At 72.5% G+C, this 13,232-nt stretch carries 14 protein-coding genes; 8 read left to right on the forward strand and 6 right to left on the reverse strand.

Features of this window, described 5'->3' with window-relative positions; genetic code table 11:
* The coding region (locus MCBG_RS23670; RefSeq protein WP_043328287.1) for a molybdopterin oxidoreductase family protein at positions 1-1,336 on the reverse strand (1,336 nt) is incomplete at its 3' end.
* Positions 1,337-1,573: 237 nt separating this feature from the next.
* Between MCBG_RS23670 and MCBG_RS23675 the strand changes: the two genes are divergently transcribed.
* Positions 1,574-2,284, forward strand: a complete 711-nt coding sequence (locus tag MCBG_RS23675; protein ID WP_043328289.1) for a class I SAM-dependent methyltransferase — start codon at positions 1,574-1,576, stop codon at positions 2,282-2,284.
* On the opposite strand, the gene MCBG_RS23680 is transcribed toward MCBG_RS23675, so the two are convergent.
* Entirely contained in the window at positions 2,257-2,856 is a 600-nt protein-coding gene (locus MCBG_RS23680) for a PIN domain-containing protein (RefSeq protein ID WP_083296964.1), read from the reverse strand. The two genes, MCBG_RS23675 and MCBG_RS23680, sit on opposite strands and share 28 nt — an antisense overlap.
* 40 nt (positions 2,857-2,896) lie before the next feature.
* Positions 2,897-3,364 (reverse strand): helix-turn-helix domain-containing protein, encoded by a 468-nt coding sequence (locus tag MCBG_RS23685; RefSeq protein ID WP_043328291.1) that lies wholly within the window; start codon positions 3,362-3,364, stop codon positions 2,897-2,899.
* Positions 3,365-3,534: 170 nt separating this feature from the next.
* On the opposite strand from MCBG_RS23685, the gene MCBG_RS23690 reads away from it, so the two are divergent.
* The 6 genes from MCBG_RS23690 to glmM all read left to right on the forward strand — a co-directional run bounded on the left by MCBG_RS23690 (position 3,535) and on the right by glmM (position 8,174).
* Entirely contained in the window at positions 3,535-3,792 is a 258-nt protein-coding gene (locus MCBG_RS23690; protein WP_030501570.1) for a DUF6364 family protein, read from the forward strand.
* Entirely contained in the window at positions 3,782-4,075 is a 294-nt protein-coding gene (locus MCBG_RS23695; RefSeq protein ID WP_043328292.1) for a type II toxin-antitoxin system PemK/MazF family toxin, read from the forward strand. Before MCBG_RS23690 ends, MCBG_RS23695 begins: the two co-directional genes overlap by 11 nt.
* Before the next feature lie 121 nt (positions 4,076-4,196).
* Complete coding sequence (locus MCBG_RS23700) at positions 4,197-5,564, forward strand: MFS transporter (RefSeq protein ID WP_043328294.1); 1,368 nt, start codon at positions 4,197-4,199, stop codon at positions 5,562-5,564.
* A gap of 209 nt (positions 5,565-5,773) precedes the next feature.
* Entirely contained in the window at positions 5,774-6,217 is a 444-nt protein-coding gene (gene rplM / locus MCBG_RS23705) for a 50S ribosomal protein L13 (protein WP_013288574.1), read from the forward strand.
* Between the two features lie 20 nt (positions 6,218-6,237).
* A complete protein-coding gene (gene rpsI, locus MCBG_RS23710; protein ID WP_030501567.1) occupies positions 6,238-6,702 on the forward strand; it encodes a 30S ribosomal protein S9 in 465 nt (154 codons plus the stop codon).
* Between the two features lie 116 nt (positions 6,703-6,818).
* Positions 6,819-8,174 (forward strand): phosphoglucosamine mutase, encoded by a 1,356-nt coding sequence (gene glmM / locus MCBG_RS23715; RefSeq protein WP_030501566.1) that lies wholly within the window; start codon positions 6,819-6,821, stop codon positions 8,172-8,174.
* Positions 8,175-8,217: 43 nt separating this feature from the next.
* Here the strand turns inward: glmM and MCBG_RS23720 are convergent, their stop codons facing one another.
* Both MCBG_RS23720 and MCBG_RS23725 read right to left on the reverse strand, forming a co-directional pair.
* Entirely contained in the window at positions 8,218-9,402 is a 1,185-nt protein-coding gene (locus MCBG_RS23720) for a pyridoxal phosphate-dependent aminotransferase (protein WP_043328296.1), read from the reverse strand.
* A 31-nt stretch (positions 9,403-9,433) separates the two neighbouring features.
* A complete protein-coding gene (locus MCBG_RS23725; RefSeq protein WP_043328298.1) occupies positions 9,434-10,414 on the reverse strand; it encodes an MmpS family transport accessory protein in 981 nt (326 codons plus the stop codon).
* Between the two features lie 271 nt (positions 10,415-10,685).
* Here MCBG_RS23725 and glmS point away from each other — a divergent pair, with 271 nt between their 5' ends.
* Positions 10,686-12,599 carry a glutamine--fructose-6-phosphate transaminase (isomerizing) gene (gene glmS, locus MCBG_RS23730; RefSeq protein WP_043328300.1) on the forward strand — a complete coding sequence of 638 codons (1,914 nt, stop codon included), beginning with the start codon at positions 10,686-10,688 and terminating at the stop codon, positions 12,597-12,599.
* Positions 12,600-12,718: 119 nt separating this feature from the next.
* On the opposite strand, the gene MCBG_RS23735 is transcribed toward glmS, so the two are convergent.
* A complete protein-coding gene (locus tag MCBG_RS23735; RefSeq protein ID WP_051611357.1) occupies positions 12,719-13,102 on the reverse strand; it encodes an alpha/beta hydrolase in 384 nt (127 codons plus the stop codon).
* Between the last annotated feature and the right edge of the window lie 130 nt (positions 13,103-13,232).

Consider the following 13,232-nt stretch of genomic DNA (forward strand, 5'->3'; position numbering starts at 1 on the left):
GGCGCAGCACCCGGCCCTCCAGATTGGTCATCGTGCCGTTCTCCTCGGCCCACTGGGCGACCGGCAGCACCACGTCGGCCAGCTCGGCCGTCTCGGAGCGGACGAAGTCCGCCACCACGAGCAGGTCCAGGGCGCGCAGCCGGGACTCGACCCGCGCGGCGCGGGGCGCGGACACGACCGGGTTGGAGCCGAACACCAGCAGCGCCCGCGCGCCCGACGGCGTGCCCAGCGCGTCCAGGAGCTGGTACGCGGGCACCCCCGGCCCGGGCAGCGAGTCCGGGTCGACGCCCCACACCCCGGCGACGTGCGCGCGGGCCGCCGGGTCGTCGATACGCCGGTAGCCGGGGAGCTGATCGGCCTTCTGCCCGTGTTCCCGGCCACCCTGCCCGTTGCCCTGCCCGGTCAGGCAGCCGTAGCCGGAGCCGGGACGGCCGGGCAGGCCCAGGGCGAGCGCCAGGTTGATGAGGGCGGTGACCGTGTCCACGCCCTTGGCGTGTTGCTCGGCGCCCCGCGCGGTGAGAATGATCGCCCGGTCCACTGTGGCCAGCGCGCGGGCGGTCGCGTACAGGTCGGCCACCGGCACGCCGGAGAGCCGCTCCACCTCCGCCGGCCAGTAGCCGGCCACCGTCCGCCGGACCTCGTCGAAGCCGGTGGTCCGCTCCGCCACGTACGCCCGGTCCAGCCAGCCCTCGGTGAGTGCGATGTGCAGCAGCGCGTTCGCCACCGCGAGGTCGGTGCCGGGCAGCGGTTGCAGGTGCAGGTCGGCCTGGCGGGCGGTAGCCGTGGCGCGCGGGTCGACCACGATCAGCCGGCCGCCGCGTTCCCGCAGGTCGGTGACGTGCCGCATCAGCGGCGGCATGGTCTCGGCCGGGTTCGCGCCGACCAGCAGCAGCGTGTCCGCGCGGCCGAGGTCCGCCAGCGGGAACGGCAACCCCCTGTCGATCCCGAACGCCCGGTTGCCGGCCGCCGCGGCCGAGGACATGCACCAGCGTCCGTTGTAGTCGATGTGCCGGGTCCGCAGCGTCACCCGGGCGAAGCGGCCCAGCGCGTACGCCTTCTCGTTGGTGAGGCCGCCACCGCCGAAGACCGCTACCGCGTGCGGCCCGTGGCGCTGCTGCACGTCCCGCACCCCGGCGGCGATCCGGTCGAGCGCCTCGTCCCAGGTCGCCGGGCGCAGCTCGCCGCCGGGCCGGTCGCGCAGCAGCGGGGTGGTGAGCCGGTCCGGGTGGTCGAGCAGGTCGGCGGCGGTCCAGCCCTTCTGGCACAGCCCGCCCCGGTTGGTCGGGAAGTCCCGGGCGCCGACCTCGACGCCGTCGCCGGTGGCGCGCAGCACCATGCCGCACTGCAGGGCGCAGTACGGGCAGTGCGTGGCGGCCTGCGCGGGGCCTGAACCCGTTCGCGTCGCCGTGCGTGCACCGTCTGTCATGTCGGAAAAGCGTGCCGTCGGGCGGTTTCCGGTCCGGGTCTGCTCTGTTTCGGTCCTGTCACGAGCGCTTCACACCGCACGTAGGTGACGTCGTCCCCGGCGGGGTTTACAATGTGGGAAAATTGTCTCAAATAACGGGAGGCTCTGATGGGCGTGGCGGACGCGTTCGACGCGGTGGCCGGCAGCTACGACCAGGCCCGACGCCGCCTGGTGCCCTGCTTCGACGCCTTCTACGGCACCGCCGTCGAGGTGGCCGCGCCGCCGCTGCGTGCCGCGCTCGCCGCCGGGCGTACCCCCGAGGTGCTGGACCTGGGCGCGGGCACCGGCCTGCTGTCCCTGCTGCTGACCGCGGCCGTGCCCGGCGTCCGCCTGACGCTCGTGGACGGCGCCCCCGGCATGCTCGCGGTGGCCGCCGGACACCTGACAGAACGCGGCGTGGCGCACCGCACTGTGCACGCCGACCTGGCCGACCCGCTGCCCGCCGGCCGGTACGACGCGGTGGTCTCCGCGCTGGCCATCCACCACCTCGACGACGAGGGCAAACGGGCGCTGTACAAGCGGGCCGCGGGCGCGCTGGCGCCGGGCGGCGTGTTCGTCAACGCCGAGCAGGTGGCCGGGCCGACGCCGGCGCTGGACCGCCGCTACGACGAGGTGTGGACGGCGCGGATCACCGAGCTGGGCTCGGACGCCGAGGAGATCGCCGGCGCCCGGCAGCGGATGCGGCACGACCGGCCGGCCACGGTGGCAGACCAGTGCCGGTGGCTGACCGAGGCGGGTCTGGTGGACGTGGACTGCTTCTTCAAGGAATGGCGTTTCGCGGTCTTCGGCGGTCAGCGGCCGGACGGTTCGGCGAGGTGATTCTCGAGCCGATCGGCGAAACGGGGCGCGCCGGCCTTCCGTAGATGGGTGATCAGTTCGACCGCGTCCTTGTCCTCGGCGACCAGGCTGCGCCGGTAGTAGTCGATCTGCCGCGCCAACGTCCTCATGACCAGAGGCATCGAACGGTCGGCCACCCAGTTGAGGAACTCGTCGCCGGTGCGGACCGACAGCGATTCCCGTACGCATTCCGGCGGAAAGGCGCGCCGGTCGTCGGTCACCAGGATGTCGGCGCGGCTGTGCACGGCGGCGGCCAGCACGTGCCGGTCGTCCGGGTCCGGCGGGCACGGGACGTCGTTCGGCGAATAGCCGGTGACGAGGCCGTACGGGAACGCCTGGACGAAGCGGCGTCGCTGGCCGCCGATCGCCTGCTCGGAATGCTCGGGCCGCTTACGGCGCAGGCGATACATCCATTCCGCCAGAACGTCCTCGCTGTACCGCAGATCGAAGACGGCGCAGTCGCCTTCGAGCGCGAGAAGACTGATCCAGTCGCGAAGGGTCCTGGAATAGAGAATGTTCGCGTCCAGGAACACCAGTGGGGCGCTGGGGATCACAGTGGACACCCTACCCAGCGCCCACTGGCCGGGCCCGGAACTACACGTCGTCGGTGAAACCCAGCGCGTCGGACTCCCACATCAGGGCCTCGTACGACTTCCGTCGCTCTTCCATTTGTCGTTGCCGGAATGCGAGGACGTCGCGGAGGAAGAGGCGCCGGTGGCTGCCGACCCGGTGGGAGGCGATCGATCCGTTCTCCAGGAGACGGACGAGTGTGGGGCGGGACATGCCCAGCAGCCTCGCCGCCTCGGTCGTCGTCAGTTCGCGGGAGATGGCGCTGATCGCGACGCCGTCGCCGCGGGCGAGCATCGCCGAGATCTGATGGAGGACGTCGAACATCTGGGCGGGAACCTCGACCTCTTCGCCGTCCGCCGAGACGAGTCGGGCCACGCCTTCGCCCGCAGCGAGGGGATGCCGTACGAGGAACTCCTCCATGGCGGCCGCCTTCCGGCGCTCCGCTCCCTCGGTGGGCATGACCGAGGCGGCCATGCCGGTGCTGAGGCTCATCGCGGCTCCCTGTGGCAGATGTGGCTCGCGTCCGTTCGGACCTCCTCCATGGTCGCGTCCAAGTGCAATATCCGCAACCAGCTTCACTTGTTTCACCTGCTGGTGTCCGATTCCTCGTCCGGCGGGAACGAGGATGACTGCTGGTCATACCGCTGGGTAGTCTTCCCGGCATGACCGCCAAGGTGACACTGTCGTTCTCCGACGAGACGATCGAGGAGGCGCGCCGGTTCGCCAAGCGGGAAGGGCTCTCCCTCTCCGCCTGGATGGACCAGGCCGCCCGGGAGAAGGCGCTGCGCGAGGTCTTCACCGCGCACGCCGACGCGGTCGGCCGTGCCGGCCTGGACCTGGAAGCCGCCGCCCTGGCCGACGCCCAGGAGGCCGCGCTCGTCGACGACGCCCTGTTCGGCGGGCGTCCGCGTGCTGCGTAGGGGCGAGGTCTGGCGCATCTCCGGCGCCCGGGAACGGTTCGGTCTGGTGATCAGCTCCGACGTCTACAACGCCACTGCGGTACCCATCGTGATCGTGGCCGAGGTGGTCGAGGAGTCGCTGCTGCGCGACTCGCCGCTGGCCGTGCCGATGGGCCCGTACGTGGTGATGCCCGACCGGATCTCCGCACCGATGAAGAAGTGGTTCGCCGAGTGCGTGGACGTGGCCGACACCGAGACCATGCAGCGGGTCGGCCGGGCCCTGCGGATCCTCCAGGAGCTGTGACCGCCTCACCGGCGCCCTCCGGCGGACGTGCGATCTCCGTTGCCGAGCCGACGCGCGCGGGGTACGCCGGGGAAACCACCGGCTGAGAGCGTCCCCTCGTCATCGACGAGGAGGAGTCGCCGTGAGCACGCTCGTTTCCGCACCGACCCGGCCGTCGGCCCGCACCGCCGGACGGCTCACCGAATGGCGGCCGGAGGACCCGGCGTTCTGGGCCGCCGGGGGCGCCCGGGTCGCCCGGCGCAACCTGTACGTCTCGATCTTCGCCGAGCACGTCGGCTTCTCCGTGTGGAGCCTCTGGTCGGTGACCGTGTTGTTCCTGGGTCCCGAGTACGGCATCGACCCGGCCGGGAAGTTCCTGCTCACCGCCGTACCGGCCGCGCTGGGGGCGGTGCTGCGGCTGCCGTACACGCTGGCGGTGGCCCGCTTCGGCGGCCGGAACTGGACCATCGTGAGCGCGTTGCTGCTGCTCGTGCCGGCGGTGCCGATGGCGGTGCTGATCGAGCCCGGGGTGTCGTACGCCACGTTGATGGTGCTGGCCTGCCTGTCCGGCGTAGGCGGGGGCAACTTCGCCTCCTCGATGGCGAACATCAACCTGTTCTTCCCGGAGCGGCTCAAGGGCCGGGCGCTGGGGCTCAACGCCGGTGGCGGCAACCTGGGCGTACCTGCCGTGCAACTGGTCGGGCTGGCGGTGCTGGCGACGGCCGGCGCCGCGTACCCCCGGCTGGTGCCGGCGGTCTACCTGCCGCTGATCGTGCTGGCCGCGCTGGCCGCGGCCCGCTGGCTGGACAACGTTCCGGGGGCGCGTAACGAGCCGGGCGCGCTGCGCGCGGCGGCCCGCGATCCGCACACCTGGGTGATGTCGCTGCTCTACGTGGGCACGTTCGGCTCGTTCATCGGCTTCGGGTTCGCCTTCGGCCAGGTGCTCCAACTCCAGTTCCACGAGCGGTTCCCGACGCCCGTCGACGCCGCCTGGCTGACCTTTCTCGGGCCGCTGATCGGGTCGCTCATCCGGCCGGTGGGCGGCCAGCTCGCCGACCGGCTGGGCGGGGCCCGGGTCACGTTCTGGAACTTCGTGGCGATGGCCGCCGGCGCCGGGCTGGTGCTGTACGCGGCCCGGGAGCGCTCGTTCCCGCTCTACCTGGCCGGGTTCCTGGCGCTGTTCGTCTTCTCCGGCATCGGCAACGGCTCGACGTACAAGATGATCCCGGCGATCTTCCGGGCCCGGGCCGTCGCGGAGAGCGAGCTGACCGGCGACCCGGAGGCGGCGCAGCGGCGGGCCCGGCGCCTGTCCGGGGCGGTGATCGGCATCGCCGGCGCGGTCGGAGCCTCGGGCGGGGTGCTGGTGAACGTGGCGTTCCGGCAGTCGTTCCTGACCTCCGGCACGGCTGACGCCGCCTACCTGGCATTCATCGCCTGGTACGCGCTCTGCTTCCTGGTGACCTGGGTGGTCTACCTGCGTCCCGGGCCGCGTACGCTGGTCGGCGTGTGAGCTGCGCCATGGCGAACGCGCAGGCCACGCGGGGTACTACCCCGTTTTGACCTGCCGCCGGGCGGCCGGGTATCGTTGCCTGCTGTTGTACGACATTCTTAGGCGTGCCGCATCAGGTACGCTTGGTCGTTCGTGCGCGCTGGTCCGGCTGGGTATTCCCGGTCACCTCGGCGCGCGACCCCAGACCGACGACGAGACAAGGTAGACCTGTGCGTACGTACAGCCCGAAGCCGGGTGAGATCGAGCGTCAGTGGCACGTCATCGACGCCTCTGATGTCGTGCTGGGCCGCCTGGCGACCCACGCCGCCACGCTCCTGCGTGGCAAGCACAAGCCGACTTTCGCGCCGCACGTCGACACGGGCGACTTCGTCGTCATCGTGAACGCGGGCAAGGTCGCGCTGACCGGCAACAAGCGCCAGACCAAGGTCGCTTACCGCCACTCCGGTTACCCGGGTGGTCTGAAGCGGGTCGGCTACGACGAGCTGCTCACCAAGCGGCCCGAGCGGGCCATCGAGCTGGCCGTGAAGGGCATGCTCCCGCACAACAAGCTGGGCCGTCAGCTTCTCAAGAAGCTGAAGGTCTACGCCGGTGCCGAGCACCCGCACACCGCGCAGCAGCCGGTGCCGTTCGAGATCAAGCAGATCGCGCAGTGAGCGCGGGCGAAGGAAGCAGCATGACCGACATCACCGCCACCGAGGTCGCCCCCGAGGCCACCGAGGCGCCGGCGCCCGTCGCGCGCGCGCCCCGTGGTGACCGCCCGATCCAGACCGTGGGTCGGCGCAAGGAAGCCATCGTCCGGGTCCGGATCGTCCCGGGCAGCGGCAAGATCACCTGCAACGGCCGCGACCTCGAGGCCTACTTCCCGAGCAAGGTGCACCAGCAGCTCATCAAGGACCCGCTGGTCACCGCCGAGAAGGCCGAGGCGTTCGACGTGATCGCCAACCTGCGTGGCGGCGGCACCACCGGCCAGGCCGGCGCGCTGCGGCTCGCCATCGCCCGGGCGCTGATCGTCAGCGAGCCCGACGACCGCCCGGCCCTGAAGAAGGCCGGCTTCCTGACCCGTGACGCCCGGGTCAAGGAGAGCAAGAAGTACGGCCTCAAGAAGGCCCGCAAGGCTCCTCAGTACTCGAAGCGCTGATCACCACAAGCGCCTTGTACTTCTGACGGACGGCCGGTCCGCTTCCCCTTCCCGGGAGGCGGACCGGCCGTTCCGCGTTTCTCTCCTCATCGGCAGTTCCACGGAGGTTGGCGGGTATGGGCCGGTTGTTCGGCACGGACGGCGTACGCGGGCGGGCGAACGCGGATCTCACCCCGGAGTTGGCGCTTGCGGTCGCGGTGGCCGCGGCCCACACGCTGGCCGAGACCGACAAGAGCCATCCGCCGCTCGCGGTGGTCGGCCGGGACACCCGGGCCAGCGGCGAGATGCTGGAGGCGGCGGTGGTCGCCGGGCTCACCAGCGCCGGCGCCAACGTGGTCCGGGTCGGCGTGCTGCCCACCCCGGCCGTGGCGTTCCTCACCGCCGAGGCCAAGGCCGACCTGGGCGTGATGCTCTCCGCCTCGCACAACCCGATGCCGGACAACGGCATCAAGCTCTTCGCCGCCGGCGGGCACAAGCTGCCTGACGAGATCGAGATGCGGATCGAGGAGGCGGTGAAGGCGAACGCCACCACCGCCTGGAAGCGCCCCACCGGCGCCGGCGTCGGCCGCGTACACGACCTGCTCGACGGCGCCGACCACTACGTGCAGCACCTGGTCGGCACCGTGCCGCACCGCCTCGACGGGATCAAGGTCGTGGTCGACTGCGCCAACGGCGCGGCGGCCGACGTCGCCCCGGTCGCCTACCGCGAGGCAGGCGCCGAGGTCATCGCCATCCACGCCGAGCCGGACGGGCTCAACATCAACGACGAGTGCGGCTCCAACCACATCGACGCGCTGCGCGCCGCCGTGGTCGAGCACGGCGCGCACCTCGGCATCGCCCACGACGGCGACGCCGACCGCTGCGTCGCGGTCACCGCCGACGGCGACGAGGTCGACGGCGACCAGGTCATGGCGATCCTCGCGCTGGCCATGCGGGACGCCGGCGAGCTGACCCAGGACACCCTGGTCGCCACCGTGATGAGCAACCTCGGTCTCCGGCTGGCCATGTCCGAGCACGGCATCCGGCTGGTCGAGACCAAGGTCGGCGACCGGTACGTGCTGGAGGAGCTGCGCGCCTCCGGCCTGGCGCTCGGCGGCGAGCAGAGCGGGCACATCGTGCTGCCCGCGTACGCGACCACCGGCGACGGCGTGCTGACCGGCCTGCACCTGATGGCGCGGATGGCCGCCACCGGCACCTCGCTGGCCGAGCTGGCCGCCGTGGTCACCAAGCTGCCCCAGGTGCTGATCAACGTGCCGGTCGGCGACCGTACCGTCGGTGCCGCCGCACCGGCCGTCCGGGCCGAGGTCGAGCGCGCCGAGGCGGAGCTGGGCGAGACCGGCCGGGTGCTGCTGCGCCCGTCGGGCACCGAACCGCTGGTGCGGGTCATGGTCGAGGCGGCCACCGAGGACACCGCGCGCGAGGTCGCCGAGCGCATCGCCGAACAGGTCCGCACCGCCAGCCCGGTCGCCTGAGCCACGCCGCCCGCCCGCTGGGGATCTCCCTCCAGCGGGCGGTTCAGTTTCCGCGCAGACCGCGCAGCCGGGTCACCGCCTCGGCCAGCACCTCCGGCCGCTTGCAGAACGCGAACCGGACCAGCCGGCGGCCGGCCTCCACGTCGTCGTAGAACACCTGCGTCGGCACCGCCACCACGCCGCAGCGCTCCGGCAGCGCCCGGCAGAACTCCACCCCGTCCCGGCCACCGAGCGGCGTGACGTCGGCGGTGACGAAGTAGGTGCCCTCCGGCGCGAGCACGCCGAACCCGGCGTCGGCCAGCCCGGCGACGAGCTGGTCCCGCCGGCGTTGCATGTCGTCCCGGAACCCGGTGAAGTAGGCGTCCGGCAACCCGAGCGCCACCGCCACCGCCGGTTGCAGCGGCCCGGCGTTGACGAACGTGAGGAACTGCTTCACCCGCAGCACCGCCGCCACCAGCGGCGCGGGTCCGCTCACCCAGCCGACCTTCCAGCCGGTGCAGGAGAACGTCTTGCCGGCCGACGAGATGCGAAGCGTCCGCTCCCGCATGCCGGGCAGCGTGGCCAGCGGTACGTGCGGCGCGGCGGCGTCGGTGAACACCAGGTGCTCGTACACCTCGTCGGTGACCGCGTACACGTCGTGTTCCCGGCACAGCTCGGCGACCGTCGTCAGCTCGTCGGCGGTGAAGACCTTGCCGGTCGGGTTGTGCGGCGAGTTCAGCAGCACCAGCCGGGTACGCGGCCCGAACGCGGCGCGCAGCTCGTCCGGATCGAACGCGTACCTGCCGTCGGCGCCGGGCCGCAGCGTCACCGGGCGGCGCACCGCTCCGGCGAGCGCGATCGAGGCGGCGTACGAGTCGTAGTACGGCTCGAAGCAGATCACCTCGTCACCCGGCTCGCACAGCGCGAGGATGCTCGCCGCGATCGCCTCGGTCGCGCCGGCCGTCACGACGATCTCGCCGTCCGGGTCGTACTCCAGGTCCCAGAACCGTCGCTGGTGCTCGGCGACGGCGGCGCGCAGCGCGGGGATGCCCGGGCCGGGCGGGTACTGGTTGTGGCCGGTACGCAGCGCCTCGGCGGCGGCGGCGAGCATCTCCGGCGGGCCGTCGGTGTCCGGGAAGCCCTGCCCGAGGTTGACCGCCCCGGTACGCACGGCCAGCGCGGACATCTCGGCGAAGACGGTGGTGCCGAACGGCCGCATCCGGGCCACCAGGGGATCGGTCGTCGTCACGGCTGCGAGCCTACGGCCCGCCACCACGGGCTCACCAGCCGAAGCAGGTCACGCCCCACCTTCCCGACTTCTGGGAGACGACCTTGCCGTCGATGGTTATCCGGCAGGTCAACCCAGCAGCGCTTCCGGGCATGGTGACGATCTGGACCCGCTCACGGTTGTTCGTGGTGAACCTCAGCCGCCAGGACGAGTCCACCAGGTTGAGCTGGTGGAAGTCGCCGTTCGCGTCGTAGTACTGCACCTCCGCGTCGCCCTCGGAGCCGGTCACCTCGTACAGCACTGTGTACTTGCCGGGGCCGCCGGACGGGGTGGTCGCCGGCCTCGCCGGGGGCGCGCTCGGGTCGTCGGTCCAGTCGCCGGGCTCGCCGTAGATCGGCTCCTCGTACCCGGTGCCGGCTGCGGTCCCGTCGTCCATGGTGCTGCCGAGGAAGGCCAGCCCGACGCAGCCGCAGACGATCAGCGCCAGGACGGTGACGATGCCGACCACCACCCCGACCGCCCAACCGCCGCCGCTGCGGCGCGGCGGCATCCCCGGGTACGCGTACGGCGGCGGGTAGGGCCCCGGCGGGTACGCGGTGGGCGGGAACGGCCCGGGCGGATACGTGCCGGGCTGGTAGGCGCTCGGCGGTGGGGACGAGCCAGGGGTGCCCGGCTGCGCCGGCCAGCCCGGTGCTCCCGGCTGGGCCGGCCACTGCGGTGCGTCCGGGTTGGCGGGCCCGCCCGGCGTCCCGGGCTGTCCCTGGTCGCCGGCGCCCGGCGAGTCGGCCGGAGCGGCCCGGCCCGGATCGCCCGCCGGCCGCCCCTCGGCGCCGCCCGCCTGACCGGGGTGACCGGCGCCGGGGGCGCTCCAGGGCGACGGTGACGACGGCGACCAGGGCTCGGGTGGCGTCCACGGCTGCGGAGCGGCCAGCGGGTCCGGCGGGGTCCAGGTGGAGGGCTGCGGGGTCACCGGCGCGGCGGTCGGGTCGACCGGTCCGGAGGTCGGCTCGGGGGAAGGGGTCGTCTCGGACATCGGCTCAGCTCACAGGGGTACGGCGCGGACGCCCGCGGAACGATGGGCCCGGGGGCGGAGCCCGGCCCCAATGTAGGCCGTGGCGGCCACCCGCGTGGACCCGGTCCGCCCGGTGCGCGGCACGTCCCGAACCGGTACGCAAACGGCAGATGAGCCCGGCTGGTGCGTTGTCCGACATAGCAACCCCGGTGTTCGGTTCGCTCAAATTCAGTGATCGTTAACCGGCCTTCCGAGCACGCGCGATGAGCGAAACTCGGTTAGGCTGCGGACCATGTGTGGAATCGTGGGTTACGCCGGTGCCCGCCCGGCGCTCGGCATCGTGCTTGACGGACTGCGGCGGCTCGAATACCGCGGCTACGACTCGGCCGGTGTCGCCGTGGTCTGCGAGGACGAGCTGCTGACCGAGAAGAAGGCCGGCAAGCTCGCGAACCTGGAGAAGGTCCTCTCCGAGCGGGCGGCCGACAACCCCGAGGACTGCGCCGCCAGCCCGATCGGCATCGGCGACGGCACCACCGGCATCGGCCACACCCGCTGGGCCACCCACGGCGGCCCGACCGACCGCAACGCCCACCCGCACCTCTCCCCGGACGGCCGCGTCGCGGTGATCCACAACGGCATCATCGAGAACTTCGCGAAGCTCCGCGCCGAGCTGGAGGACGAGGGCGTCGAGTTCGCCAGCGACACCGACACCGAGTGCGCCGCGCACCTGATCGCCCGCGCGCTGGCCGACCTGCGCGCGGCCGGCGAGACCGACAGCCCGCAGCTCCTCGCCGCCGCCATGCGCGTGGTCTGCGGGCGCCTGGAGGGCGCGTTCACGCTGCTCGCCGTCGACGCCGGCATCCCCGGCGCGGTGGTCGGCGCCCGGCGCAACTCGCCGCTGGTCGTCGGTCGGGGCGACGGCGAGAACTACCTGGCCAGCGACGTCGCCGCGTTCATCGAGCACACCCGGGACGCGGTCGAGCTGGGGCAGGACCAGATCGTCCTGATCACGCCGGACAGCATCGACATCACCGACTTCCACGGTCAGCCGGCCAGCGGCACCGACTTCCACATCGACTGGGACTCGTCGGCCGCCGAAAAGGGCGGCTACGACTGGTTCATGCTCAAGGAGATCGAGGAGCAGCCGCAGGCCATCGCCGACACGCTGCTGGGCCGGCTCACCGAGACCGGCGAGATCGCCCTCGACGAGGTCCGCCTGAGCGAGCAGGACCTGCGCGACGTCGACAAGATCTTCATCGTCGCCTGCGGCACCTCCTACCACGCCGGCCTGGTCGCCAAGTACGCCATCGAGCACTGGACCCGAATCCCCTGCGAGGTGGAGCTGGCCAGCGAGTTCCGCTACCGCGACCCGGTGCTGGACCGGTCCACGCTGATCGTGGTGATCTCGCAGTCCGGCGAGACGATGGACACGCTGATGGCGCTGCGCCACGCCAAGGAGCAGAAGGCCCGCGTGCTGGCCATCTGCAACACCAACGGCTCGACCATCCCGCGCGAGTCCGACGCCGTGCTCTACACCCACGGCGGCCCGGAGATCGCCGTCGCCTCCACCAAGGCGTTCCTCACCCAGGTCGTCGCCTGCTACCTGATCGGCCTGCACCTGGCCCAGGTGCGCGGCATCAAGTTCGCCGACGAGGTGGGCGCGGTGGTCGCCCAGCTCCAGGATATGCCGGGCAAGCTGCGGGAGCTGCTGGACCGGATCGAGCCGGTCCGTGAGCTGGGCCGCGAGCTGAAGTCCGAGCCGACGGTGCTGTTCATCGGCCGGCACGTGGGCTACCCGGTGGCGCTGGAGGGCGCGCTGAAGCTCAAGGAGCTGGCGTACATGCACGCCGAGGGCTTCGCCGCCGGTGAGCTGAAGCACGGCCCGATCTCGCTGATCGACCAGGGCACCCCGGTGATCTGCATCGTGCCGTCGCCGGTCGGCCGGGGCATGTTGCACGACAAGGTCGTCTCCAACATCCAGGAGGTACGCGCCCGGGGCGCCCGCACGATCGTGATCGCGGAGGAGGGCGACCAGGCGGTGGTCCGCTACGCCGACCACCTGATCTACGTGCCGCGTACGCCGACACTGCTGGCGCCGCTGGTGACCACCGTGCCGTTGCAGGTGCTCGCCGCCGAGATCGCCGCCGCCCGCGGGCACGACGTGGACCAGCCCCGGAACCTGGCCAAGTCGGTCACCGTCGAGTAGTCCGCTTTTCGCCAGCGGTCCCTCCACCCGTCGGCCGGGGGGAGGGACCGCGCCGTCTCCGGCCCGCCCCGGGCGGCTCCCGGATCCTTTGGGACGGCCGCCGGACGGCATCGGGCGGCTCATCGGCCCAGCACGATCCGGGCCATCCCGTCCAGCGCCGGGTTGTCCGGGTCCCAGTAGCCGGTGTGACCGTGCGGGGCGCTCGGGAACCGCCGCCCGCCGAAACCCGGCGCGCTCGGGTCGGCGCCGAACCAGAGCCGCTCGGCGTGCGGGTCGAGCACGGCCAGCGCCGGGCCGAGCGGCGTGCCGGCGAGCAGGGCGCGGCGGGCCAGCTCGTCCGGCGGACGCGCCAGCCGGATCACGTCGTCCGGCGCGGTCGACGACCAGACCTCGCCGGCGCGCATCCGCAGCTCGGTGGCGTGGTCGACGCCGACGCCGGGCGAGCCGACGAATACCAGCGCGTCCGCGCTCAGCCCGTGGTCCCGGGCGGCGGCGCCGACCACCAGCGAGCCGTAGCTTGCCCGAGCACCGTCTGCCGGGCCGGCGAACCCTCGTGTGCGGCGCGTAGCCCTCCTGGAACCGGTGCAAGCCGGCCCGGTCCTCGGCCTGCCGGGGGCCGGCCGCCTCGGTGAG

It is taken from the genome of Micromonospora sp. M42, assembly GCF_000568915.1.
Classification (GTDB): Bacteria; Actinomycetota; Actinomycetes; order Mycobacteriales; family Micromonosporaceae; genus Micromonospora; species Micromonospora chalcea.